This window comes from Providencia sp. PROV061, from assembly GCF_011045655.1.
Lineage (GTDB): Bacteria > Pseudomonadota > Gammaproteobacteria > Enterobacterales > Enterobacteriaceae > Providencia > Providencia hangzhouensis.
In genome coordinates this window covers 4,328,241-4,353,165 of the sequence record NZ_CP042861.1, presented here as the reverse complement: position 1 = coordinate 4,353,165, position 24,925 = coordinate 4,328,241, and the positions used below count along the sequence as shown (strand labels likewise).

Here is a 24,925-nt window from a genome sequence, read left to right as displayed (position 1 = left end):
TTTAATTAAGCGTCAGCAGGTTCTTCTGTTACTGTATTTGCAACAGTTTCAGCGAGTAATTCGCCCATACGAGTTGCATAACCGGGGATCAGTGATGAATTAAATATCACTTTGTTAGGTTCAAATAAATTAATCACCGTTGAGCCCAGTTTAAACAGCCCCATTTCCTCACCTTTCTTCAAGAAAACGGCACCTTCAGAGTCCAACTCAGGGTAAACCCAGCGCTTAATGACGCCTTCACGACTGGAATTGACGCAACCGCTCCAAACCGTCTCAATACTACCAACGATGGTTGCACCTACAAGGATTTGTACCATTAAGCCAACAGGGGTGTCAAAAACACAAATCAAGCGTTCATTCCGTGCAAACAGGTTGGGAACATTTTGTGCCGTTAATGGATTTACAGAGAATAAATCGCCTGGCACATAAATCATCTCTTTGAGTAAACCATCACATGGCATGTGTACACGGTGATAGTCACTTGGGGAGAGGTAAGTGGTAATAAAGTCACCACCACGAAAATGCTCTGCTAATTGGTATTGGCCAGCAAGTAACGCTTCAACTGTGTAATTATGGCCTTTAGCTTGGAAGATAAGGTCATCATTTATTGGGCCTAATTGACTAACTGCACCGTCAGCAGGTTGAGCAAGTTGGTGTTCTTTCTCCACAATTGGGCGAGCGCCTTCTTTTAGCAGACGGATAAAGAAATCATTAAAAGTGGCATAAGCAGTAAGCTCACTTTTTTGCGCTTCATTCATGTTCACTTTATAGACTTTTGCGAACAGTTTAATTGCCCATTGCGTCATGAAACCCGCATTGCGACTTGCGAACCAGCCTGCAAATTCAGTAAGACATTGTTTTGGAAGCATATATTGCAAGCGAATTTTAATTTTATCTAGCACGTTAACCTCTGATTTTTAAAGGTATGTTAGCAAAAGGGCGGCTATTGTACACAGTTTACTCGTCATATTTCAAACGGCCGCATCATTGGCTAACCATCATTAAATTATTTAGAGCGGGTTTAGCGTCAGTGAGTTATTTGTAAGCACTCACTAACATTATTTATCTTTCGCCGTAAAATTACCACGAGGTTTGATTTGTTCCATGCTTTCTAAAATGCGATGGTAGTTTTCAAAGCGTGATTCAGCAATTTTATTTGCTTCTACGGCTTCACGTAACAGGCAACCAGGGTCATCTAAATGTTTACAGTCACGGAATTTACAGCCGCCAAGGTAATCTTTAAATTCGACAAATCCTTTGGTCACTTGTTCCGTTGTTAGATGCCATAAACCAAACTCACGGACACCAGGGGAGTCAATCACATCACCGCCCAATGGGAAGTGATATAAACGAGCTGTTGTTGTTGTATGTTGTCCTAGCCCTGAGTTGTCTGAAACCTCATTAACTAAAATCGCTTCTTCGTTATGTGGGAGTAATGCATTTAATAAACTTGATTTGCCCACACCAGACTGACCAACAAATACAGATACTTTACCTGCTAGCGCGTTAGTAAGCGCTTCCATGCCTTCATTGGTATGGCTTGAAACTTCGAGAACTTGATAGCCAATATCACGATAAATTGTCATTAAATCGCTTACCCACTCACGGTTTTCGTCGTCGAGTAGGTCGACTTTATTGAGAACGATAACAGGCTTAATCCCGGTGGTTTCGCAGGCAACTAAATAGCGGTCAATAATATTCAGCGAAAGCTCAGGTAAAATAGCTGAAACCACAACAATTTGGTCAATGTTAGCGGCAATCGGTTTTAAGCCATCATAATAATCGGGACGAGTTAGAACAGAACGGCGCTCGTGAACCGCTTCGACGATGCCATTTACTTTGATATCACTTTGTGTGTTCAAGGCTGGTCGCCACACCACATTATCCCCTGTAACGAGGGACGAAATCGTTCTGCGCAAGTTACAGCGTTGGATAGTCCCGTCACTTGCTTGAATATCAGCATGCTGCCCAAAACGGCTAATGACTAAGCCTTCTTGCGCTTCACCTAATTGGCTATCATCAATTTCAACTGTTTTTTGCTTTTTAAGTCTTTTTTGATGATTTTCTTGAACTCGGCGCTGTTGGCCTTTCGAAAGTTTCTGTTTAGCCACCTGTCCTCTCTTTACTATGGGCTGTATTTTAGGGGGTTACTCACGCCTGTCACTGATGGCATGAAGAGTGCTATCATACCTTAACTTCATAGAATGCAGTTAGGGTATATCATGCAAAAGAATGAGAATAATTTAATTTGGATCGATTTAGAAATGACGGGGCTCGATCCTGTTCGTGATCGTATTATTGAAATAGCGACCATTGTAACAGATAGTCATCTTAATATTTTAGCAGAAGGCCCTGTAATTGCAGTACATCAAACGGATGAACAACTCGCTTTGATGGATGAGTGGAATGTAAATACCCACACTAATAGCGGCTTAGTTGAACGTGTACGTAAAAGTACCGTGAGTGAGCGTGAAGCTGAGTTAGCCACAATTGCGTTTTTAGAAAAATGGGTTCCTCAAGGGGCATCCCCAATCTGTGGTAATAGTGTTGGGCAAGATAGACGTTTTCTGTTCAACTACATGCCTGAATTAGAAAGCTATTTTCATTATCGCTATCTTGATGTCAGTACATTAAAAGAGCTTGCTCGCCGATGGAAACCTGAAATTCTAGCGGGTTTTTCGAAGAAAAATACTCACCAAGCTCTTGATGATATTCGTGAATCTGTGGCTGAATTAGCTTATTACCGAGAGACATTTATTAAAGAATAAATGTTAAATTAACGAATAAGCCGCAATCTTGAGCGGCTTTCATAAGCTGTTCTCTCCCAATAAGTTAACAATGTTAACGTATTGAAATCAATTTATTACAACGGGTGTTGATAAAATCACCATTGTGATTGAATTGTCAGCAAACGAATAAAAAAATAAAAATTTTGAGTGTAAGGGCTTGCTAGTATCTGAATTTTTCGTATAATGCGCTCCCCGTACCGATGAAGTTTTTGTTATTAAGTCGGCACGTGAAACATCCAAAAATGTGATGCGGGAATAGCTCAGTTGGTAGAGCACGACCTTGCCAAGGTCGGGGTCGCGAGTTCGAGTCTCGTTTCCCGCTCCAAATTTTTTGATGTTTTAGCTAAAGCACTATTTTCGTGATGCGGGAATAGCTCAGTTGGTAGAGCACGACCTTGCCAAGGTCGGGGTCGCGAGTTCGAGTCTCGTTTCCCGCTCCAAACTTTCTTAGTGTTTTAGTCAAAGTAGTACCCACCAAATGCGGGAATAGCTCAGTTGGTAGAGCACGACCTTGCCAAGGTCGGGGTCGCGAGTTCGAGTCTCGTTTCCCGCTCCAATATTTTCTTAGTCTCTTAACTTTTCTTCTTAATTAATTCTTACACAATACCTATTTAACTTAAGTAGAATCACCTAGTGTGCATATGAATTGCGCTTGTTCACTGTTTTTATCCTTTTATACCTTGAACACTAGGATCTACATGGGTTTTGCGATCTTTTTTGGATCAGATCCAGATTTCCTCTTGCATTCGTTTTCAGGTCGCCATAGAATAGCCACCCCTTAGCAATAGGGTGTTTTGCTTCCATCTCTAAGATGATGATTAGAAGTTTAAATAATAAACAAAAATATGCTTTTTTATTTACTTCGAGTCACTTTTCATTTTAGTCTTGTTTTTTGGTAACTTTTGTATTGCTAGTAAACGTAAAATCAGTATTTTTCTTTTCAATGTGCCATTAGAAAGTTATCCACAGCCCGCTCAATCAATCTGGGTTTTTATCGCGATTTGAAATAACTTATTACACAGAGTTATCCACAGGCTAATTAACAAATTTCTGTTGTGCTATTTAATTCTAGTATTTAAATAGCATTGTTGTAACTTATTGATTTATTTGTTAAGTGATTTATTTTGTCAAAATGCGGCTAGCACATCTTGCAAATTCTTTACCTATTGTCAGGTAAGCATTTTTTACTTTATTCACATCAATTTGACAATTCTTCATTTCAGATATATAGCTGACTTTTTTCTATGCATCTCTCGGTAAACCTTTGTTAATCGCACGTACAAGGCGTTTTTGCTGTGAAGTTTGAATTGTGACTTGGTTTGCATTACGTCGATTAAGCTGTTGTTGTATAGACCATTGGAAGTGCTCATCTAGCATTTCGTTAATTCCCAACCTATTTTGTAAAGCCAGTACAATACTGTCTTGATAAGGTGCGTTACCTAACGCCACACTGATATTTCGCAACCACTTAATATAACCAATGCGGCGGATTGCAGAGCCTTCGGTCACCTTTAAAAAGGTTTTTTCATCCCATGAGAACAAGTCGAGCAACTCTGGTGTATGTAAGTCCTTTCTTGGACTGAAATCATCTTCATCAGTAAGTTGGGAAAAACGGTTCCATGGGCAAATAAGCTGGCAGTCATCACAACCGTAGACCCGATTTCCCATTAGAGGGCGAAATTCTTCAGGGATAGCACTATCTAGCTCAATGGTAAGATAAGAAATACAGCGCCTAGCATCTACAGTGTAAGGTTCGACAATTGCACCTGTTGGGCAAGTTGTCATACAAGCAACACAGCGGCCACAATCTTCTTCTGCGGGTTTATCAACAGGAACGGGTAAGTTAATCAATAATTCACCGAGAAAAAACCAAGATCCTGCTTCACGATTTAAGACTAATGAATGTTTTCCCGTCCATCCTAAACCCGCTTTGACGGCGAGAGGGCGCTCTAAGATTGGCGCAGAGTCGACAAAAGGCCGAAAATTAAGATCGTCGATGGTGGTGCCATCGGCCAGTATCACTCCATTAAATTCACGACAATAGTCTAAAATACGATCTGAAAGTTGTTTTAGACGTTTTTTTAATAGTTTGTGGTAGTCTCGTCCTAGGGCATAACGGCTGATATAACCTAATTCAGGGTTATTTAATGTGCTAGCAAATGCAGCTTTGGCAGGCAAGTAATTCATACGCACGCTAATGACACGTAACGTGCCAGGGTGCAGTTCGTGTGGTCTGGCTCGCATCATCCCATGGCGACTCATCCATTCCATTTCGCCATGAAATTGTTTATCTAGCCATGCTTGTAATTTGGGCTCTTCCGCTGAAAGGTCAGTATCGCAGATCCCGACTTGTTGGAAACCTGCTTCAACACCCCATTGTTTAATATTCTGAGCGAGAAGATCGAGATCGAGGTATCTTGGCATCAGATCCTATATTGAGAAAGATTAAAACGGCTGGCACTCTAACATGACCTGCGTTATTCATCAAAACGCATGAAAAAATGCCTTCAATATTGAGAACAATTATAGGATATTTCTGAACTCATCATTCAAGCAATGTTAATTAAGAAAAAAGCCCCATCTTAGGTTAAGATAAGCAGTAATATTGATGTTTGTTGATATCTCTTTATGCATTTTGATCAGCAAGATAAACTATGCATTTAAAGGATAAACAGGCGACACCGCCTATTAATGACATAATAAAAGAACAATATGAAAGAACGTACAATACAACTTGCCAATGAAGCGCAAACTGTCGCTTTAGGTAATGCTATCGCTAAGGCTTGCCATCAAGGCACAATTATTCACTTATATGGTGATCTCGGAGCAGGGAAAACCACCTTTAGCCGAGGTTTCTTACAAGCGCTGGGCCATCAAGGTCACGTAAAAAGCCCAACCTACACTTTGGTTGAACCTTATGAATTAGCAGATCGTCAAGTTTTTCACTTTGATCTCTATCGGTTAGCAGACCCTGAAGAACTTGAATTTATGGGGATTCGTGACTATTTTTCTGGAAATTCGATCTGTTTGGTCGAATGGCCGCAACAAGGTAAAGGTTTTTTACCTGAAGCGGATCTTGAGCTCCATCTGACCTATCAAGGCGAAGGGCGTCAGGCTCACTTTGTTGCTTTTTCTGCCAATGGGGAGTCGTTGTTAGAAGCATTACCCCTACTCTAAGGAAGCTATTGCTCATGTTGAATGCATCAATCCACAGAATAACAAAAAAGGGTTTTTTTACTGTTTTCATCTTGTTTATGGCATTAGCTATGTGGCTGTTTGAAGCAAAAGCACAAGCGGCAACATTATCAAATATTCAAGTTAATAACAGCCCATCACAAGCAGAAGTGGTGCTAAGTTTTATTGATGGTAAGCCCGACTACTCCTATTTCCCATTGCATTCACCTGAGCGCCTTGTTGTTGATATCAAACAACGAGGTGAGATTATTGGTTTACCACTTAAAGTTCCCGCAGGAGACCTTGTAAAACTGGTACGGGCGAGCCAACCTTCTGATAACCAACACAAACGCTTAGTTTTAGAGCTATCTCGCGCAGCGAAAACAAAAGCGGCACTTAAACAGGTTTCAGGTGAATATCAGTTGGTATTAACGATATCGACTGGAAATGCATCCGGTTCTACCTCTTTTAATCAAACCAATAATACGGTTAAAGCAGCGGCAAATAATACTCAAGATAAACCATTGAAGATGAGTAACCCTGCACCTGTGGCTACACCAACACCAACCAAATATAAAAATATGCCAAAGGGTAGCAAGCAGGTCGTCATTGCTATTGATGCAGGGCACGGTGGAAAAGACCCTGGTGCGATAGGCAAGAATGGTTATAAAGAAAAAGATGTGACTCTCAGCGTCGCTCGTAAATTATACCAACGCCTTGAAGCCGACCCAATGTTTAAGCCCGCGATGACACGTGACGGTGACTATTTTATTTCTGTTAGTGGTCGTTCTGATGTGGCACGTAAGAAAGGGGCTAATATGTTGGTGTCAATTCACGCGGACTCGGCTCCGAATAGCAGTGCACGGGGCGCATCAGTATGGGTATTGTCTAATCGGCGTGCAAACAGTGAACTGGGTAGTTGGCTGGAACAACGTGAAAAACAATCGGAATTATTAGGTGGGGCGGGTGATGCACTGAGTGGCGCGGACCCTTACTTAAGCCAAGCCGTTTTAGATTTACAATTCGGTCATTCTCAGCGTGTGGGGTACGATGTTGCGGTTAAAGTGATCGAACAGCTGCGAAAAGTAGGTAATATTCACAAAAGAACCCCTGAACATGCAAGCTTAGGTGTATTGCGTTCTCCTGATATCCCATCGATTTTAGTCGAAACTGGGTTTATTAGTAATGCAGCGGAAGAGCAGTTGCTAAAATCGAATGAATTCCAAGACAAAGTCGCAGAAGCTATCCATTTAGGGTTACGTCAATATTTCTTGGCGAATCCAATACAAGCAGCGCCACAATAAGGGGGAGGCATGGCTATACATATTCTATCCCCACAACTTGCCAACCAAATCGCAGCAGGTGAGGTGGTTGAAAGGCCTGCGTCAGTGGTTAAAGAGCTCGTTGAGAATAGTCTTGATGCAGGGGCAACGCGTATTGATATCGACATTGAGCGCGGTGGAGAAAAACTGATCCGTATACGTGATAATGGTTGTGGTATCAGTAAAGATGAACTGATTTTGGCTTTAGCTCGCCATGCGACCAGTAAAATTGCCACATTAGATGATCTTGAAGCCATTATGAGTATGGGGTTTCGCGGTGAGGCACTAGCGAGTATCAGTTCTGTTTCACGTTTAACGTTGACATCAAAGCCTGCAGACCAGACAGAAGCATGGCAATCCTATGCAGAAGGTCGGGATATGGAGGTAATAGTTAAACCCGCAGCGCATCCCAATGGCACAACGGTTGAAGTATTAGATTTATTCTATAATACGCCAGCTCGTCGTAAATTTATGCGCACAGAAAAAACTGAATTCGGTCATATCGATGAAATTGTTCGCCGAATTGCGCTTTCTCGCCCTGATGTGGCTATCAACCTGACTCACAATGGGAAATTAGTAAAGCAATACCGAGCGGCTCATGATGAGGCACAGCAAGAGAGGCGTCTTGGGACGATTTGTGGAACGGGCTTTATGCAAGGCGCTTTGGCGTTGTCTTGGGAACATAGCGATCTTGCTATCAAAGGGTGGGTCGTTTCTCCATCAATGACGTCGGGTAGTGAAACACAATATTGCTATGTCAATGGCCGTATGATGCGTGATCGCCTGATTAATCATGCTATTCGTCAAGCTTATGAAGGGCATTTAGACGAAAACCAGCAGCCAGCTTATGTCCTGTATTTGACCATTGACCCAAAACAAGTTGATGTTAACGTACACCCAGCAAAACATGAGGTTCGTTTTCACCAAGCTCGTCTGGTACATGATTTTATTTATCAAGCGGTACGAACAGTATTATTAGAAGCCGCATCTATTGATGAGCTTCCGGGTATCGAACCTGTAAATACAGAACTGGAAAATCGGCCTTCTGCGGGGGAAAATTATTTTTCTTCTCCTAGTGTGGCTCCTAAGCAACATAAGGCAGAAAACAAGACGATAGTCGAGAATACCCTTCTAGAGCCTAAAACACCTTATAAGCAGGCTAGCCACTTAAAGGATAATGCTAAAAATCACGCTTTTTCTTCGCCGAAATCAACGTCAGGTTTTTCAGAAAATGTACCAGCAAAAACGTTTGGCTCAACTTATGACAAAAAAGCAGGCGAACTGTATCAGAGCTTAATGTCCATTCCGGTTGCTCCTGAAGATAAAAAGCCGCTTTTTCCTGAACGTAACCCAATCAGTTCACCGCAAATATCCTCACAACCTGTAGCAAAAAATGCGGATAACTACCTTTTTGGCAAAGTATTGACAATTTACGCAAAAAACTTTGCATTAATTGAGTCTTCGTTGGGGCTAATCCTGTTATCCTTAACGGAAGCTAATTATTTATTGAAGTTGTCACAATTGTCACCGAGTGGTGGAGCCTTAAAGCCCCAACCATTGTTAATACCTCTAAAATTGTCACTTAAAAATGATGAAATAGAGGTTTTACAGCGGTACAAGGAACAATTGACAATATTTGGTATCGAAGCCACGATATTACATGGAAAAGTAACAATTCATACGGTATCGTTACCATTAAGAACACAAAATTTATCACAGCTTTTTTCTGAGCTACTCGATTTTTTATCGAGAAAAGAAAGTGTCACTGACGAAGAGATAGCACAATGGCTCGCTAAAGCAGTTTCACAGGTTAAAACAGAAGAAAGTTGGAGTTTAGCACAGGCTGTTCAGTTGCTGGCTGATGTTGAGCGGGTATGTCCGCAGTGGGTGAAAAACCCTCCACCAACATTATTACAATTAATTAATTTACAATCCGTGGTAGCTACACTAACAAATGAGTGATTTAGCAACTCAGAAAAAACCTGACGCAATATTCCTAATGGGTCCAACGGCCTCAGGTAAAACCGCTTTGGCGATAGAACTTCGCAAGCATTTGCCTGTGGAAATTATTAGTGTCGATTCGGCATTAATTTACCGAGGGATGGATATTGGCACAGCAAAACCAACAACAGAAGAACTCAGCCAAGCTCCCCATCGTCTGATTGATATCCTCGATCCGTCTCTACCATACAGTGCTGCCGATTTTCGCCGTGACGCATTAAATGCCATGGCTGAAATTACCTCACAAGGTAAAATTCCATTATTAGTTGGCGGCACAATGTTGTATTTTAAAGCCTTATTAGAAGGGCTTTCACCTCTTCCTTCAGCTGACCAAGCAGTTCGTACTGAAATTGAACACATTGCGAAAGAACAAGGGTGGGGGGAAATTCACCGTCGTCTTACTGAGGTTGACCCAGTTGCCGCGGCAAGGATTCACCCTAACGACCCACAAAGATTATCCCGTGCTTTAGAGGTATATCTCATTTCGGGACAAACTTTGACTGAAATGATACAAACAGCAGGGGAAGAATTGCCTTATAATGTGTTTCAGTTTGCTATTGCGCCACAAGATCGTAAAATTTTACATGAGCGCATAGAACAACGTTTTCATCTGATGATAGATGCGGGTTTTGAAGAAGAAGTTCGCAAGTTACATCAACGAAATGATTTACATGTTGACCTCCCTTCAATTCGTTGTGTGGGGTATCGGCAAATGTGGTCATATTTAGATGGTGAAATTGGCCATGATGAAATGATTTATCGGGGGATTTGTGCAACTCGCCAATTGGCAAAACGTCAAATTACCTGGTTAAGAAGCTGGGAGAATGTTCATTGGCTAGATAGTGAACAACCTCAGCAAGCGCTTAGCACCGTTATGCAGGTTATGCGTGCATAGGACTGATGTTTGTGTACAATTAGAACGTTAAGCGCAATTTTTGAGTAGTTACTTTTTGGAATCTAAAAGATTCTCTTTTAAAAACAACAAAATAAGGAAAACATAGAATGGCTAAGGGGCAATCTTTGCAAGATCCGTTCCTGAACGCATTACGTCGTGAAAGGGTTCCGGTCTCTATTTATCTCGTTAATGGCATCAAATTGCAGGGGCAAATTGAGTCTTTTGACCAATTTGTCATTTTATTAAAAAACACAGTTAGCCAGATGGTTTATAAACACGCTATCTCGACTGTTGTCCCTGCTCGCCCTGTTTCTCATCATAGCGGTACTGCGGGTAGCACTGGTAATGGTAATTACCATTCAGGTAACCCTGCAGCGCAAGATGGCGAAGTAACTGAGTAAGTTTGTACGCTAAAAGACAAGGAAAGCATGGGTAGGGAGACTGTACCTGTGTTTTTCCTTTGCAATTATTGTTTAGCCTAAGAGGTTACACCTTGTTTGATAGGTATGAAGGCGGTGAACTAGCTGTATTAGTCCATGTCTTTTTTTCTCAAGAGAAAGACGTTGATAATCTGGCAGAATTTGAGTCACTTGTGACATCTGCTGGGGTAAAACCAGTACAAATAGTCACGGGCAGTCGTAAAGCTCCTCATCCAAAGTTTTTTGTTGGGGAAGGTAAAGCAGAAGAAATTGCCCAAGCTGTTGAGGAAAGTGGTGCAGATGTGGTGTTGTTTAATCATACTCTAAGCCCTGCTCAAGAACGTAATCTCGAAAGGATTTGCCAATGTAAGGTGGTTGACCGTACAGGGGTAATTTTAGATATTTTTGCTCAACGCGCACGTACACACGAAGGTAAGCTTCAAGTTGAATTGGCTCAATTAAGGCATTTATCGACTCGCTTAGTGAGGGGATGGACGCACTTAGAGCGACAAAAAGGCGGGATTGGTTTACGAGGCCCCGGTGAAACTCAACTTGAAACTGACCGCCGGCTATTAAGAGATAAAATTAAACAAATCTTATCTCGTCTTAGTCGGGTGGAAAAACAGCGTGAACAAGGGCGTCAAGCGAGAAGTAAGGCAGATATCCCGACTATTTCGCTTGTCGGTTATACCAATGCTGGTAAGTCTAGCTTGTTTAACCGCATGACGGCCGCTGATGTTTATGCTGCTGACCAGTTATTTGCAACACTTGACCCAACACTTCGTCGTATTGATGTAGAAGATGTTGGTGTTGTCGTTCTTGCAGATACTGTGGGTTTTATCCGCCATTTACCCCATGATTTGGTTGCAGCTTTTAAAGCAACCCTGCAAGAAACACGTGAAGCAACGTTATTGCTGCACGTTATCGATGCAGCTGACAATCGCTTGGATGAAAATATTCATGCAGTTGAAAGTGTGTTAGAAGAAATCGAAGCGGATGAAATACCAACACTTTTAGTGATGAACAAAGTTGATATGCTGGAGGATTTTGTCCCGCGTATTGACAGAGATGAGGATAACAAGCCGGTTCGTGTCTGGGTTTCAGCGCAAACGGGTGATGGTATCCCATTGTTGCTACAGGCATTGACGGAACGTCTTTCAGGTGAAATCGCACATGTTGAATTGCGTTTACCACCGAATGAAGGCCGTTTACGTAGCCGTTTCTATCAACTTCAGTCAATCGAACGTGAATGGCAGGAAGAAGACGGCTCAATTGGCCTTGAGGTGCGTATGCCAATGGTGGATTGGCGGCGTCTGTGCAAACAAGAGCAGCAATTACCTGACTATGTTATTTAATCGCTTTGGTTATTAATAATGCTTTGGCCGTTAATAATTTGGCCGTTAATAATATAGTTAGGCAATGGAATTGATATTAAGAGCCCTATCGCTCTTAGCCCTGAAAATCAATCATAAAGAATGGAGCTAAAACATGGCGTGGAATCAGCCCGGTAATGACGGACAAGACCGCGATCCGTGGGGAAGCGGCAATAAAGGCGGCAACTCTGGCGGGAACAAAGGTGGTCGAAAACGTGGGGCTTATGATCTCGACGATCTCTTTCGTAAACTAGGCAGCAAGCTTGGTGGAAATAAAGGCGGCGGTGGTGATGGTGATAATAAACAACCATCACAAATCAGTGGCCGTTTAGGTATGTTAGCTCTTGCTGCTATCGTTGTTGTATGGGCAGGTTCAGGCTTCTACACCATCAAAGAAAGTGACCGTGGCGTAGTATTACGTTTTGGTGAATATAGTGGTATTGTTGGGCCTGGTTTGAACTGGAAACCAACCTTCATTGATAGGGTCATTCCTGTCAACGTAGAAACCGTACGTGAACAAGCGACAAATGGCATGATGTTAACGTCAGATGAAAACGTGATCCGCGTTGAAATGAACGTTCAATATCGTGTTACCGACCCTGCGCAATATTTATTTAGTGTCACAAACCCAGACAATAGTCTGCGTCAGGCGCTAGATAGTGCTGTGCGTGGTGTAATCGGTCAGTCTGCGATGGAGCAAGTACTGACTACGAATCGTGCTTTTATCCGTGATGTTACACAAAAAGAGCTCGAAGCAACAATTGCACCATACAAGATGGGTATCACACTGCTTGACGTCAACTTCCAAGCAGCGCGTCCACCTGAAGATGTTAAAGCGGCATTTGATGACGTAATCTCAGCAAGGGAAGAAGAACAAAAAACCATCCGTGAAGCGCACGCTTATCGAAATGAAGTTCTTCCACTGGCAAAAGGTAACGCACAACGCCTAATTGAAGAAGCTGAAGCGTATAAAGCGAGTGTGGTCTTCAAAGCAGAGGGTGAGGTGGCAAGTTTTGCGAAAATGTTACCTGAATATCGTGCTGCGCCAGAAATCACCCGTGAGCGTTTGTATATCGACACAATGGAGCGTGTGTTAAGTAATACACGTAAAGTGATTGCGAATGATAAGAGCAACAGCATGTTAGTGCTGCCGCTGGATCAAATCATGCGCGGTACAAATTCAGATGCGGCTTCAACGTCAAAAGCTAATCCGTCAGCAAGAATGGCGACGCCAAGCAATAGTTCGTCATCATCTGCTGCAACACCAGCACAGCCAAACAACGCTGTTCGTGGTGATGCTGTTAGAGTAGGGAGACAATAATCATGCGTAAATCGCTAATTGTTATCGTTATTGCCATCTTGGCAGTTGCATACGCATCTATCTTTATTGTTCCTCAAACTGACCGCGGTATCGTATTGCGTTTTGGTAAAGTTCTACGTGACTCTGAAAACAAACCGATCATTTATGAGCCGGGTCTGCATTTCAAAGTTCCATTTATTGAAACTGTGAAAATGTTGGATGCACGTATTCAGACTCTTGAAATTCAAGCTGACCGCTATCTGACAAGTGAAAACAAAGACTTAATGGTGGACTCCTACCTGAAATGGCGCGTGACTGATTTCAGTCGTTACTATGTAGCGACTGGCGGTGGTAATCCATTCCAAGCGGAAACCCTGTTAAAACGTAAATTTAGTGACCGTTTACGTTCTGAGTTTGGTCGTTTAAGCGTTAAAGACATTATCACTGATTCACGTGGTCGTTTAACTGTTGATGTGCGTGATGCTTTGAACAAAGGTACTGCAATTGACGACTCAACAAAAGAAGCGGATGCAGCGATTGCGGATGCAGCAAAACGTGTTGAAGAGGAAACGAACCTGAAGCCACTGGTTGTGAATGCAAACAGTATGGCGGCGTTAGGTATCGAGGTTGTCGATGTACGTATTAAACGTATTGAGCTGCCAAACGAAGTTTCTGAAGCTATCTATGCGCGTATGCGTGCAGAACGTGAAGCAGTTGCACGTCAACATCGTTCACAAGGTCAAGAAGAAGCGACTAAGATCCGCGCTGTTGCAGATAAAACAGTAACAGAAACGTTGGCTGAAGCAGAACGTACCGCCCTAACTTACCGAGGTGAGGGTGATGCGATGGCAACGAAACTGTTTGCTGATGCATTCAACCAAGATCCCGAGTTCTATGCGTTTATTCGTAGCTTGCGTGCCTATGAGCAAAGCTTCAAGAGTGGTGAAGACGTGATGGTATTAAGCCCAGACACTGACTTCTTCCGCTTTATGAAGGCGCCAACTAAGCTTCGCGCGACAGATTAATAACAAGCTAAGTTGCGTGCAACCTAGCAAAATAACTGTTAATCTATTAAAGAAAAGCCCGCTTCGGTGGGCTTTTTTTCGCCTGTCGTTTTAAGTATAGGATTTTTCAGGGAAAATTTGAGCTGCTCAACTGATGGCATTCATTTTGAGTTTACGGCAGAAATAAAAAATACCATTTTACTTGCTTTCCAGAAAAAAATTTTTGTATTGCCAAAATATCACTGGAACAGTTCATTTTTGATGGTAGAATTCATTTTTAAGCAACCGAGTGTATTTCAAAATGGGTAAGAACGTTGTCGTACTGGGCACCCAATGGGGTGACGAAGGGAAGGGCAAGATCGTTGACTTGCTGACAGAGCGTGCTAAATATGTAGTTCGCTATCAGGGCGGCCATAATGCTGGCCATACTCTTGTTGTAAACGGTGAAAAAACCGTTCTCCACTTAATTCCATCCGGTATTCTTCGTGAAAATGTCATCAGCATTATTGCTAATGGTGTTGTTTTAGCGCCAGACGCATTAATGAAAGAGATGAAAGAATTGGAAGACCGCGGTGTTCCTGTTCGGGAACGTTTACGTCTTTCTGAAGCATGCCCACTGATCCTGCCTTATCATATCGCATTAGATAATGCGCGTGAAAAAGCACGTGGTTCCAAAGCGATTGGGACAACAGGTCGTGGTATTGGTCCTGCTTATGAAGATAAAGTTGCACGTCGTGGTTTGCGCGTTGGTGATTTATTCGATAAAGCAACGTTTGCAGAAAAATTAAAAGAAATCGTTGAATACCACAACTTCCAACTTGTTCATTACTATAAAGAACCAGCTGTAGATTACCAAAAAACGTTAGATGATATTATGGCTGTGGCTGATATCCTAACTGGCATGGTAATTGATGTTTCTGATCTGCTCTATAAAGCAAATCAGAAGAATGAATTAGTGATGTTTGAAGGCGCACAAGGGACATTATTAGATATCGACCACGGTACTTATCCTTATGTAACTTCTTCAAATACGACTGCTGGCGGTGTGGCGACGGGTTCTGGTTTAGGTCCTCGCTATGTAAACTACGTATTAGGTATTATCAAAGCTTACTCAACACGTGTTGGTGCGGGCCCATTCCCTACTGAGCTGTTTGACGAAGTGGGTGAGTTCCTGCGTGAAAAAGGCCAAGAATTTGGTGCAACTACAGGCCGTAAACGCCGTACTGGTTGGTTAGATATCGTTGCGATTAATCGTGCGGTACAAATCAACTCACTGTCAGGCTTCTGTATGACTAAACTGGATGTTTTAGACGGTTTAGAAGAAGTCAAAATTTGTGTAGGCTACCGTCGTCCAGATGGTAAAGTGTTAGAAACAACACCTTTAGCTGCTGATGAGTGGGATGGTTTAGAGCCAGTTTATGAATCAATGCCAGGTTGGAAAGAAACAACTTTTGGTGTGAAACAAAGAGAATTACTGCCACAAGCAGCTCTGAATTACATCGAACGTGTTGAAGAACTAACGGGTATTCCAGTTGATATTATTTCAACGGGCCCAGATCGTTCAGAGACCATGATCCTGCGTGATCCATTTGATGTTGAGTAATAACACTGACTGCGCCTTAAACGGGCGCAGTTTTTTTACTGCTTTACCTCCTTCCAATATGTCGCTTCTTTGATAAAACAGTCAAAATTCCCCATAATGATTGAATTAAGTCACTTTTGTGTGCAAATTCTGTGCAATTAAATGCATATTTGACCTGTGTTATACGTTAAACTGTATTTAGCAACATATAATTTATTAGCATGCTATATTTTATTCAGAAAACTGAATGTGTTGGGTTAGAAATAGTAAATGTGAATTTTAAAAGAAGTCACATGTTTTTAGGCCACTGATTTGCGGCCAACAGCGTTATAGCTAAAATTTTGAGGTGATTGTGCAACTGACTAGTTTTACAGATTATGGGTTACGAGCTCTTATTTATCTGGCTTCTCTGGGTGAAGGGAAAATGACCAGTATTACTGAGGTCACCGAGGTCTACGGTGTATCTCGTAACCATATGGTAAAAATTATTAATCAACTCAGTCACTTAGGTTATATTAAAGCCACTCGTGGCAAAAATGGCGGGATTACACTAGGACAACCAGCAGAATCAATTCGTATAGGGGACGTTGTTAGAGCATTAGAACCCCTGACTCTTGTTAATTGTAGTGGCGAGTTTTGCCACATTACACCTGCGTGTCGTTTAAAAGGTGTGCTACACCAAGCAATACAGCAGTTTTTACAAGAACTTGATCAATACACGCTGGCGGACATGGTGAAAGATAACAGCCCGCTCTATCAACTACTGCTTGATTAGCATTTGCGGTAGTTATGAATTCTGATGACAACGGAGGTAACGATGTCACAAGATCCTTTTCAGGAAAGAGAAGCAGAAAAATACGAGTCCCCAATTCCAAGTCGAGAATATATTCTTGACCTTATCTCGAAGCGTACTGCACCAGCTAACCGCGAAGAAATCGCACAATTATTGAATTTATCGACAGAAGATGAATTAGAGGCATTACGTCGTCGGTTAAGAGCCATGGAACGTGATGGTCAACTGGTCTTCACTCGCCGTCAGTGTTATGCATTACCGGAGCGTTTAGACTTATTAAAAGGGAAAGTCATTGGCCACCGTGATGGTTACGGCTTCCTACGTGTTGATGGTAAAAAAGAAGATTACTATTTATCTCAAGATGAAATGAAACGCGCCATGCATGGCGACGTTATTTTGGCGCAACCTTATGGGCAAGATCGTAAAGGGCGTACAGAAGTTCGGGTTGTTCGTGTGTTAGAGCCGCGTAATAACCAAATTGTTGGTCGCTATTTTATTGAATCGGGTATGGGGTTTGTCGTACCGGATGATAGCCGTTTAAGCTTTGATATTTTGATACCGAAAGATCGTGTTCTTGGCGCTCGAATGGGTAATGTAGTGGTGGTTGAATTAGTCACTCGTCCACAACGTCGCTCGCAAGCGGTGGGGAATATCATTGAAGTATTAGGCGAAACAATGGGCACAGGTATGGCGGTGGAAATCGCTTTACGTACTCATGAAATCCCACATTCATGGCCACCACAAGTTGAAAAACAAGTCGCTGACCTAAGTGAACATGTCCCTGAGTCTGCGAAAAAAGGGCGCGTGGATTTACGCGACTTACCGTTAGTCACGATTGATGGTGAAGATGCTCGTGACTTTGATGATGCAGTGTACTGTGCACCGAAGAAAGGCGGTGGCTGGCGCTTATGGGTGGCGATTGCGGATGTAAGCTATTATGTCCGCCCACAAACGGCTCTGGATACAGAAGCGCGTAGCCGCGGTAATTCGGTATATTTCCCATCTCAAGTCGTTCCTATGCTACCGGAAGTCTTATCGAACGGTCTGTGCTCACTTAACCCTGGTGTTGACCGCCTGTGTATGGTGTGTGAAATGACGGTGTCGGCATCTGGTAAGCTTTCTTCATACAAGTTCTATGAAGCGGTTATGAGTTCTCATGCAAGGTTAACTTATACAAAAGTATGGAAAATCTTGGAAGGAGACGAAGAACTGCGCGAGCACTATAAAGCGCTAGTGCCACATATTGAGCATTTGCATCAATTATATAAAGCACTTGATGCTGCACGTATTGAGCGTGGTGCGATTTCTTTTGAATCTGAAGAAGCGAAATTTATTTTTAATGCGGAGCGACGTATTGAAAGTATTGAGCCAGTAGAGCGCAATGATGCACATAAATTGATTGAAGAGTGCATGATTTTGGCTAACATTGCGGCGGCTCGGTTCGTTGAGAAAAATGAAGAGCCTGCATTGTACCGTGTGCATGACCGCCCTAAAGAAGAAAGCGTGATGAATTTACGCTCTGTTTTTAGTGAATTAGGGTTGACTTTGCCGGGCGGAATGAAGCCTGAGCCGAAAGATTATGCGCAGGTAATGAATGAAGTGGCTGAACGCCCTGATCATGAATTACTACAAACCATGATTTTACGATCGATGAAACAAGCGATTTATGATCCTGAAAATCGCGGTCACTTTGGTCTAGGTTTGAAATCGTATGCTCACTTTACATCACCAATTCGTCGTTACCCAGATCTGACGTTACACCGCGGGATAAAATATCTGCTGGCTAAAGAACATGGTCATTCAGATAAACGCTGGACGGAAACGGGTGGCTGGCATTCAGACATGGATAGCATGTTACAGCTTGGCGAGCACTGCTCAATGACTGAGCGCCGTGCTGATGAAGCAACACGTGATGTGGCTGACTGGCTGAAATGTGATTTCATGCAGGACCAAGTAGGCCAAACCTTTACAGGTTTAATTACCAGTGTGACCGGTTTTGGCTTCTTTGTTCGCCTTAATGATTTATTTATTGATGGTTTAGTGCATATTTCAACGTTGGATAATGACTACTATCGTTATGATGCGGTCGGTCAGCGTTTAATTGGTGAATCATCAGGTACCACTTACCGTCTTGGCGATGAAGTGGAAATTCGTGTTGAAGCGGTGCATATGGATGAACGCACCATCGATTTCGCATTAATTTCAACCACTCGTAAAGCGAAAAACCCGGGCAAAACGGCGCGGGACAAAATGAAGCAAGAAGTTAAAAATGCTACACGCCCAGCTCGTCGAAAAGCGGATGCGAGTAAAGATAAAAACTTCGAGCCTGATTCTGCATTTCGTCGTTCCGATAAAAAAGGAAAAAAAGCTGAGGCTAAGCCAGAGGCGAAAGGGAAAGGAAAAGGCAAAAAGCCTTCCGATAAAACCAGAAAAATTACAGCAAAATTAAAAGCTAAACGCGTTGCAAAAAAATCCCAAAAACAAGAGGGATAATGGTATTGCTGTAGTTATTAACCATCGTTATTAACCAAAGTGGCGCTAACACGCCACTTTACTATTTATTAATATAAATAAGAAATTTATGAGCGAAATGATTTATGGCATTCACGCAGTGAAAGCCTTACTTGAGCGTTCACCGCAACGCATTAAAGAAGTCTATATTTTGAAAGGTCGTGAAGACCGCCGATTAATGCCGCTGGTGCATGAAATCGAAGCGTTAGGTGTTGTTGTTCAAGTGGCGAACCGTCAATGGATGGATAGCCAAACCGAAGGCGCCGTTCACCAAGGTATCATTGCGAAAGTATTACCGGGTAAACAGTATCAAGAAGGTGATCTGCCTGATTTATTGGAGAACACATCATCGCCATTTTTATTAGTATTAGATGGCGTAACAGACCCACATAACTTAGGCGCGTGTTTACGTAGCGCTGATGCCGCTGGCGTTCATGCTGTGATTGTTCCTAAAGATAAATCTGCTCAGCTTAATGCAACCGCGAAAAAAGTGGCCTGTGGCGCGGCAGAAAATGTTCCACTTATTCGTGTGACGAATCTGGCAAGGACATTGCGTTTGCTACAAGAATACAATGTATGGATTGTGGGAACGGCGGGTGAAGCTGACCATAATTTATACCAAAGCAAATTAACCGGCTCGATAGCCTTAGTTATGGGAGCTGAAGGCGAAGGCATGCGCCGTTTAACTCGTGAGCACTGTGATGAGTTAATTAGTATTCCAATGGCGGGCTCTGTGTCATCATTAAATGTGTCAGTGGCGACAGGGGTTTGTTTATTTGAAGCGGTGCGTCAGCGCTTACCTGTTTCTGTAGAAAAATAATATTTAATGTAAAACGGTATCCATCTCTTGAGTTTTATCTCAGGGATGGGTATAGTTACGCGTCAATTTTTTAGCCGCACTCAATAAGTTCCTTGCCTCCGCGGGCCGCGGTTAACCCAGACAGGAGGCTAATAATCCGTAAGGAGCAACTACTAATGCGTCATTACGAAATCGTTTTTATGGTCCATCCTGACCAAAGCGAACAGGTTCCGGGCATGATCGAGCGTTACAGTGCTGTTATCACTAACGCACAAGGTCAGATTCACCGTCTGGAAGACTGGGGCCGCCGTCAACTGGCTTACCCAATCAATAAACTGCACAAAGCACACTATGTTCTTCTGAACGTAGAAGCGCCGCAGGAAGCGATTGATGAGCTGGAAACTAACTTCCGCTTCAACGATGCCGTTATCCGCAGCATGGTTATGCGCTTAAAACACGCAGTAACAGAAGCTTCTCCAATGGTCAAAGCTAAAGACGAACGTCGTGGCCGTGACATGTCTGATGAATATCAGGATGAAGAAGTAGAAGAAACTGGGGATTCTGAAGAGTAATTGCGCAGGTGACCACTAATCGTTTGGTGTTAACAGGCACAGTCTGTAAAGCATTGATTCGAAAAGTGAGTCCGTCAGGCATTCCTCACTGCCAGTTTGTTTTAGAACATCGTTCACAGCAGCTGGAAGCAGGACTGTCAAGGCAAGCATGGTGCAGAATGCCCATTATCGCCAGCGGACAAACCTTACAAGCCCATACTCACAGTATAACGGTCGGCAGTTGGATTACAGTAAGCGGTTTCATTAGTACCCATCAAGGGCGCAATGGAATTAGCAAGATTGTCCTCCATGCCGAGCAGATTGATTTGATAGATTCTGGAGACTAGCCATATGGCACGTTATTTCCGTCGTCGCAAGTTCTGCCGTTTCACAGCGGAAGGCGTTCAAGAGATCGACTATAAAGATATCGCAACGCTGAAAAACTATATCACTGAAAGTGGTAAAATTGTACCAAGCCGTATCACCGGTACTCGTGCAAAATATCAACGCCAGCTCGCTCGTGCTATCAAGCGCGCTCGCTACCTGTCTCTGTTACCATACACTGATCGTCATCAGTAATTGGTACAGTCCATTAACGACTAATAGAGGATAAGGTAATGCAAGTTATTCTGCTTGATAAAGTAGCTAACCTAGGTAGCCTGGGTGATCAGGTTAACGTTAAATCGGGCTATGCTCGTAACTTCTTAGTTCCACAGGGCAAAGCTGTTCCTGCGACTAAGAAAAACATCGAATTCTTCGAAGCTCGCCGCGCTGAACTGGAAGCTAAATTAGCTGACGTTCTGGCAGCAGCACAGGCTCGTGCAGCAGCTGTTACTGCTCTGGGTTCTGTAACTTTAGCTTCTAAAGCTGGTGACGAAGGTAAACTGTTCGGTTCAATCGGTACTCGTGATATCGCTGACGCAATTACTGCGGCTGGCGTTCAAATCGCGAAAAGCGAAGTTCGCCTGCCAAACGGCGTTCTGCGTACTACTGGTGACCACGAAGTTCACTTCCAGTTACACAGCGATGTTTTCGCAGAGCTGAACGTTATCATCGTTGCTGAGTAATCAATAATGATGATATGCATCACTGGGTTATCCATGATGCGAATAAAAAACACCGGCTAAGTCCGGTGTTTTTTATTTTCTAGACAATATTTTTGTATTTATTGATTAGCTAAGCATTGGTAGTCGAGTAATTCACCCGCAGAACCTAAGTTCAAATCCCAAAAATTCAATCGGTTGGCAAGTAATACCTTAGAACCATCTTTAAGCTGTACCATTGCTAGCCCAAAATTACCCATTTTATCGTGATGCTTGATGACATATTCGTTTAGTTGATGAAACGAATTTTCTACATGGGGTGAGCCTTCTGGAAATTTTTTGGCTAAGTAATGATGACCCGCTAGTTCAGAAGATAAAGAAGCCCAATGTGTTGTTATTGTCGATGAAAGTTGATTAAGCGTTTCATTTATCTCAGGTTTTAAGCAGGCAATATGAATATGGAGTTGGTCTTGTGAGCGGCCATATTGGGAGTTTACCGCAATGGCCAATAAATGTTCAGGAATTGGGTGGGGTGTTTGTTGTGACAAACTGCCCCTTTCTTGCCAAGCGATAGCAAAATAGTCGGGTGAGTTTTGTTCCAATAATTGGCTAGATTCTATCCCCGTGATCTTTTCAGTCGGGATAATTAAGTTGTGTAAAGGCCCTTTTTTATCTTTGAATAATACATAGTGTTTTTCCTGTTCTACTTTCAAGCAGGGCAGCGTTGTTGGAAGTAATGGAATACATTGAGTATTAACGATGTTCCACAGCGCATTTGAATTGATCTTGAACCATGAAATATAGCTAACAATCACGATAAGTAATAAAAAAACCACACCTAAAAATATGTTAATCCATTTGCGCTTTAGCATGATAGTTTTTATCGCTTAACATGTTAGTGAGAGAGACTATTTATTATATATCGCTAAATTTATATATTGTTAAGCCAAGGTGGGGTAAATAGTGCAAATTCAGACTAAGTATTAGGGTAGCGGGATGCTACCCTAAAGTCGGTGTTTAAACTAAGGTGTACGGTAATAGCTTCCGTCACTTAACCGCGCGAAACTATAAGTTTTCCCATCAGAGCCAGTAGTTTCTAATAATTGAACTTCACCTTTTGTATTTGCTTTCAGACGAATTTTTTGCCCTTGGCGTAAATTACTCAGTGGTTTCTCAGCCCCTTCAACGCGAGCCATAATAAAAGCATCATTGGCTTGTAAGTTATTATCACGAAAGAGTTGTGCGAGCGTCTTCCCTTTTTGTACTCGGTAGTTTTGCCATTCATTAGCAGAAGGGCGAGTTGTTTTGGGCTCAGGCGTTTTTTCTGGTGATGTTACCGTCGTAGGCTCATTAGGTTCAGGCTCAATAGGTTCTGGGATAATTTCGGGCTCAGTAGGTAAAAGAGGTGAATTATCTTCAGGTGCCGGCACGGGCTCTGGTATCGGCGGTGTAATAGTCGGTTCAGGCACAACCTCAGGGGTAGTAGGTGGTGGGATAACGATAGGCTGGTTTTGAACAATATCGCTGGGGGATTTTTCGCTTGCAGGCCAAAAAAAAGCGACCACGACAATTAAAGCGAGCAGTGCAATACCATAGCGATGAAATTTTGAAAGTTTAAACATCACTCCTCCTTGATGAGGCAATGAGTAAATTAGACCGTATTAATACGCATACTAGCACCCTTTTTAGGCTTTTTTAGCGTTGGGCTGAATTTTTCAGAGAACACTGAATAAATTTGTCGGGAATCAATCAGTTTTATTCTTTAGATTCATTGTTTGGGTTTACCCATAAGGATGGGGCTGCTATTCTTGGATTTTCTCAAAATCATATGGGTATTTTCATGGCAAACCAAAATTTCGATTCGGTAGAAGCTCAAGCGAGTTATGGCATAGGTTTACAAGTTGGGCAGCAATTATTAGAGTCAGGGCTAGAAGGTTTAGTGCCAAATGCAATTCTAGCAGGCCTCGTTGACGCTTTAGAAGGCAATATGCCATCGGTACCTGTTGAAACTCTGCACAAAGCATTGCGTGAAGTGCATGAGCGTGCCGACGCTGTTCGTGTATCCCGCCAGGCAGCATTAGCGGAAGAAGGCCAAAAATTCCTAGATGAAAACCAAAAACGTGATGGTGTTTCAACGACTGAGTCTGGCTTACAATTTTCAGTGATTAACCAAGGTGATGGTGCTATCCCATCTCGCTCAGACCGCGTACGTGTTCACTATACAGGGCGTTTAATTGATGGCTCTGTGTTTGATAGCTCAGTACAGCGTGGGCAGCCAGCAGAGTTTCCTGTAAGCGGCGTTATTCCAGGTTGGATTGAAGCATTGACCCTGATGCCAGTCGGCTCTAAATGGGAATTATATATCCCCCACCAATTAGCTTACGGTGAGCGTGGTGCAGGTGCATCAATCCCGCCATTCAGTACATTAGTATTTGAAGTTGAATTACTTGAAATTTTATAATTTCTGTTAGTTCAGTTCACAGTTAAAAAGCTTCATTGTCTTTGGACTTTGGGGCTTTTTTTATGGCGTTAATTTCACACAATTGCTACTCTTGCAGTAAAGGGTCATCAGAGAGGTGAATAATATGCTACAGCAAATTTGCGAATTAGCTCAAGAAGCGGGTTATGCGATTATGGAAACTTATAATGCGCAAGAACCTTTACAGGTTGAACACAAAAGTGATAATTCGCCTGTTACAGAGGCTGATATTGCCGCCCACAATGTGATTACCGCGGGCCTTGCTCGTATTGCTCCTGATATCCCCCAACTGTCTGAAGAAGATCCTCCTGAATGGCCAGTCAGGCAGAATTGGCAACGCTATTGGTTGATTGACCCATTGGATGGAACGAAAGAATTTATTAATCGTAATGGGGATTTTACGGTTAACATTGCCCTTATTGAGAACGGTGTACCAACGATGGGGGTAGTTTATGCCCCAGCGAAAGGGCTGCTGTACTACGCTGAAGGTAATCAGGCATGGAAGGAGGAGGGTGGCCATAAGCAACTTATTCATGTGAATGATGCCAAGCCACCAGTCATTGTTATCAGCCGTTCCCATCAAGACAATGAATTAATGGATTATTTAAAACAAATGGGTGAACACACGACAGTAGAAATTGGTTCTTCACTCAAATTTTGTTTGGTTGCGGAAGGAAAAGCACAGCTTTACCCACGTTTTGGGCCTACAAATATTTGGGACACTGCAGCTGGACATGCGGTTGCCATTGGTGCAGGGGCAAAAGTCGTTGATTGGCATGGAAAAACGCTCGATTATACACCTCGAGAGTCTTTCTTAAATCCAGGTTTTCGGGTGATTTTATTCTAAACATCAATAAAGGTTGGGAAGTGATTTCCCAACCTAATTAATA

24 protein-coding genes and 3 tRNA genes are annotated in these 24,925 nt (G+C 42.7%); 22 read left to right on the top strand and 5 right to left on the bottom strand.

The window, feature by feature from the left end; all coding sequences use genetic code 11:
• Window positions 1-5: 5 nt before the first annotated feature.
• Both asd and rsgA read right to left on the bottom strand, forming a co-directional pair.
• Window positions 6-902: an archaetidylserine decarboxylase gene (gene asd / locus FVA72_RS20135; protein ID WP_094962479.1), complete on the bottom strand. Its 897-nt coding sequence runs from the start codon at window positions 900-902 to the stop codon at window positions 6-8.
• A 156-nt stretch (window positions 903-1,058) separates the two neighbouring features.
• On the bottom strand, window positions 1,059-2,111 hold the full coding sequence (rsgA, locus tag FVA72_RS20130; RefSeq protein WP_004906021.1) for a small ribosomal subunit biogenesis GTPase RsgA: 1,053 nt from the start codon (window positions 2,109-2,111) through the stop codon (window positions 1,059-1,061).
• 111 nt (window positions 2,112-2,222) lie between these two features.
• Between rsgA and orn the strand changes: the two genes are divergently transcribed.
• The 4 genes from orn (at window position 2,223) to FVA72_RS20110 (ending at window position 3,345) form a co-directional block, all read left to right on the top strand.
• Complete coding sequence (orn, locus tag FVA72_RS20125; protein WP_096864350.1) at window positions 2,223-2,768, top strand: oligoribonuclease; 546 nt, start codon at window positions 2,223-2,225, stop codon at window positions 2,766-2,768.
• 270 nt (window positions 2,769-3,038) lie between these two features.
• Window positions 3,039-3,114: transfer RNA gene (locus tag FVA72_RS20120), tRNA-Gly, on the top strand.
• Window positions 3,115-3,153: 39 nt separating this feature from the next.
• Window positions 3,154-3,229: transfer RNA gene (locus FVA72_RS20115), tRNA-Gly, on the top strand.
• A 40-nt stretch (window positions 3,230-3,269) separates the two neighbouring features.
• Window positions 3,270-3,345: transfer RNA gene (locus FVA72_RS20110), tRNA-Gly, on the top strand.
• Between the two features lie 686 nt (window positions 3,346-4,031).
• On the opposite strand, the gene queG is transcribed toward FVA72_RS20110, so the two are convergent.
• Complete coding sequence (queG, locus tag FVA72_RS20105) at window positions 4,032-5,213, bottom strand: tRNA epoxyqueuosine(34) reductase QueG (protein ID WP_110591043.1); 1,182 nt, start codon at window positions 5,211-5,213, stop codon at window positions 4,032-4,034.
• 288 nt (window positions 5,214-5,501) lie between these two features.
• Here queG and tsaE point away from each other — a divergent pair, with 288 nt between their 5' ends.
• From tsaE to rplI, 16 genes are all read left to right on the top strand, one after another.
• Window positions 5,502-5,966 carry a tRNA (adenosine(37)-N6)-threonylcarbamoyltransferase complex ATPase subunit type 1 TsaE gene (tsaE, locus tag FVA72_RS20100; RefSeq protein ID WP_004906013.1) on the top strand — a complete coding sequence of 155 codons (465 nt, stop codon included), beginning with the start codon at window positions 5,502-5,504 and terminating at the stop codon, window positions 5,964-5,966.
• A gap of 14 nt (window positions 5,967-5,980) precedes the next feature.
• Entirely contained in the window at window positions 5,981-7,267 is a 1,287-nt protein-coding gene (gene amiB / locus FVA72_RS20095; protein ID WP_110591044.1) for an N-acetylmuramoyl-L-alanine amidase AmiB, read from the top strand.
• A 9-nt stretch (window positions 7,268-7,276) separates the two neighbouring features.
• Window positions 7,277-9,247 (top strand): DNA mismatch repair endonuclease MutL, encoded by a 1,971-nt coding sequence (gene mutL / locus FVA72_RS20090; RefSeq protein WP_110591045.1) that lies wholly within the window; start codon window positions 7,277-7,279, stop codon window positions 9,245-9,247.
• Window positions 9,240-10,181, top strand: coding sequence for a tRNA (adenosine(37)-N6)-dimethylallyltransferase MiaA (miaA, locus tag FVA72_RS20085; RefSeq protein WP_004906008.1), 942 nt, complete (start codon window positions 9,240-9,242; stop codon window positions 10,179-10,181). Before mutL ends, miaA begins: the two co-directional genes overlap by 8 nt.
• A gap of 107 nt (window positions 10,182-10,288) precedes the next feature.
• Window positions 10,289-10,582 (top strand): RNA chaperone Hfq, encoded by a 294-nt coding sequence (gene hfq, locus FVA72_RS20080; RefSeq protein ID WP_004906005.1) that lies wholly within the window; start codon window positions 10,289-10,291, stop codon window positions 10,580-10,582.
• Window positions 10,583-10,674: 92 nt separating this feature from the next.
• Entirely contained in the window at window positions 10,675-11,955 is a 1,281-nt protein-coding gene (hflX, locus tag FVA72_RS20075) for a ribosome rescue GTPase HflX (RefSeq protein ID WP_004906004.1), read from the top strand.
• Between the two features lie 133 nt (window positions 11,956-12,088).
• Window positions 12,089-13,294, top strand: a complete 1,206-nt coding sequence (gene hflK / locus FVA72_RS20070) for an FtsH protease activity modulator HflK (RefSeq protein WP_094961668.1) — start codon at window positions 12,089-12,091, stop codon at window positions 13,292-13,294.
• Window positions 13,295-13,296: 2 nt separating this feature from the next.
• A complete protein-coding gene (gene hflC / locus FVA72_RS20065; RefSeq protein WP_004905999.1) occupies window positions 13,297-14,298 on the top strand; it encodes a protease modulator HflC in 1,002 nt (333 codons plus the stop codon).
• A gap of 280 nt (window positions 14,299-14,578) precedes the next feature.
• Window positions 14,579-15,880, top strand: a complete 1,302-nt coding sequence (locus FVA72_RS20060; protein ID WP_004905994.1) for an adenylosuccinate synthase — start codon at window positions 14,579-14,581, stop codon at window positions 15,878-15,880.
• Window positions 15,881-16,211: 331 nt separating this feature from the next.
• On the top strand, window positions 16,212-16,634 hold the full coding sequence (nsrR, locus tag FVA72_RS20055) for a nitric oxide-sensing transcriptional repressor NsrR (protein WP_004907407.1): 423 nt from the start codon (window positions 16,212-16,214) through the stop codon (window positions 16,632-16,634).
• Window positions 16,635-16,676: 42 nt separating this feature from the next.
• Window positions 16,677-19,145 carry a ribonuclease R gene (gene rnr, locus FVA72_RS20050; RefSeq protein ID WP_036958793.1) on the top strand — a complete coding sequence of 823 codons (2,469 nt, stop codon included), beginning with the start codon at window positions 16,677-16,679 and terminating at the stop codon, window positions 19,143-19,145.
• 88 nt (window positions 19,146-19,233) lie between these two features.
• Window positions 19,234-19,983, top strand: coding sequence for a 23S rRNA (guanosine(2251)-2'-O)-methyltransferase RlmB (rlmB, locus tag FVA72_RS20045; RefSeq protein WP_004905989.1), 750 nt, complete (start codon window positions 19,234-19,236; stop codon window positions 19,981-19,983).
• 155 nt (window positions 19,984-20,138) lie between these two features.
• Window positions 20,139-20,534 carry a 30S ribosomal protein S6 gene (gene rpsF / locus FVA72_RS20040; protein ID WP_004905988.1) on the top strand — a complete coding sequence of 132 codons (396 nt, stop codon included), beginning with the start codon at window positions 20,139-20,141 and terminating at the stop codon, window positions 20,532-20,534.
• A gap of 8 nt (window positions 20,535-20,542) precedes the next feature.
• On the top strand, window positions 20,543-20,860 hold the full coding sequence (gene priB / locus FVA72_RS20035; RefSeq protein WP_036958791.1) for a primosomal replication protein N: 318 nt from the start codon (window positions 20,543-20,545) through the stop codon (window positions 20,858-20,860).
• A gap of 4 nt (window positions 20,861-20,864) precedes the next feature.
• Window positions 20,865-21,092: a 30S ribosomal protein S18 gene (gene rpsR / locus FVA72_RS20030; protein WP_000135199.1), complete on the top strand. Its 228-nt coding sequence runs from the start codon at window positions 20,865-20,867 to the stop codon at window positions 21,090-21,092.
• Window positions 21,093-21,130: 38 nt separating this feature from the next.
• Window positions 21,131-21,580: a 50S ribosomal protein L9 gene (gene rplI / locus FVA72_RS20025; protein ID WP_004905983.1), complete on the top strand. Its 450-nt coding sequence runs from the start codon at window positions 21,131-21,133 to the stop codon at window positions 21,578-21,580.
• Between the two features lie 98 nt (window positions 21,581-21,678).
• On the opposite strand, the gene FVA72_RS20020 is transcribed toward rplI, so the two are convergent.
• Window positions 21,679-22,428, bottom strand: a complete 750-nt coding sequence (locus FVA72_RS20020) for a CDP-diacylglycerol diphosphatase (RefSeq protein ID WP_110591046.1) — start codon at window positions 22,426-22,428, stop codon at window positions 21,679-21,681.
• A 150-nt stretch (window positions 22,429-22,578) separates the two neighbouring features.
• On the bottom strand, window positions 22,579-23,178 hold the full coding sequence (locus FVA72_RS20015; protein WP_110591047.1) for a LysM-like peptidoglycan-binding domain-containing protein: 600 nt from the start codon (window positions 23,176-23,178) through the stop codon (window positions 22,579-22,581).
• Between the two features lie 218 nt (window positions 23,179-23,396).
• On the opposite strand from FVA72_RS20015, the gene FVA72_RS20010 reads away from it, so the two are divergent.
• Window positions 23,397-24,017, top strand: a complete 621-nt coding sequence (locus FVA72_RS20010) for a peptidylprolyl isomerase (RefSeq protein ID WP_004907421.1) — start codon at window positions 23,397-23,399, stop codon at window positions 24,015-24,017.
• 124 nt (window positions 24,018-24,141) lie between these two features.
• Window positions 24,142-24,882: a 3'(2'),5'-bisphosphate nucleotidase CysQ gene (cysQ, locus tag FVA72_RS20005; RefSeq protein ID WP_004905978.1), complete on the top strand. Its 741-nt coding sequence runs from the start codon at window positions 24,142-24,144 to the stop codon at window positions 24,880-24,882.
• Window positions 24,883-24,925 lie beyond the last annotated feature (43 nt).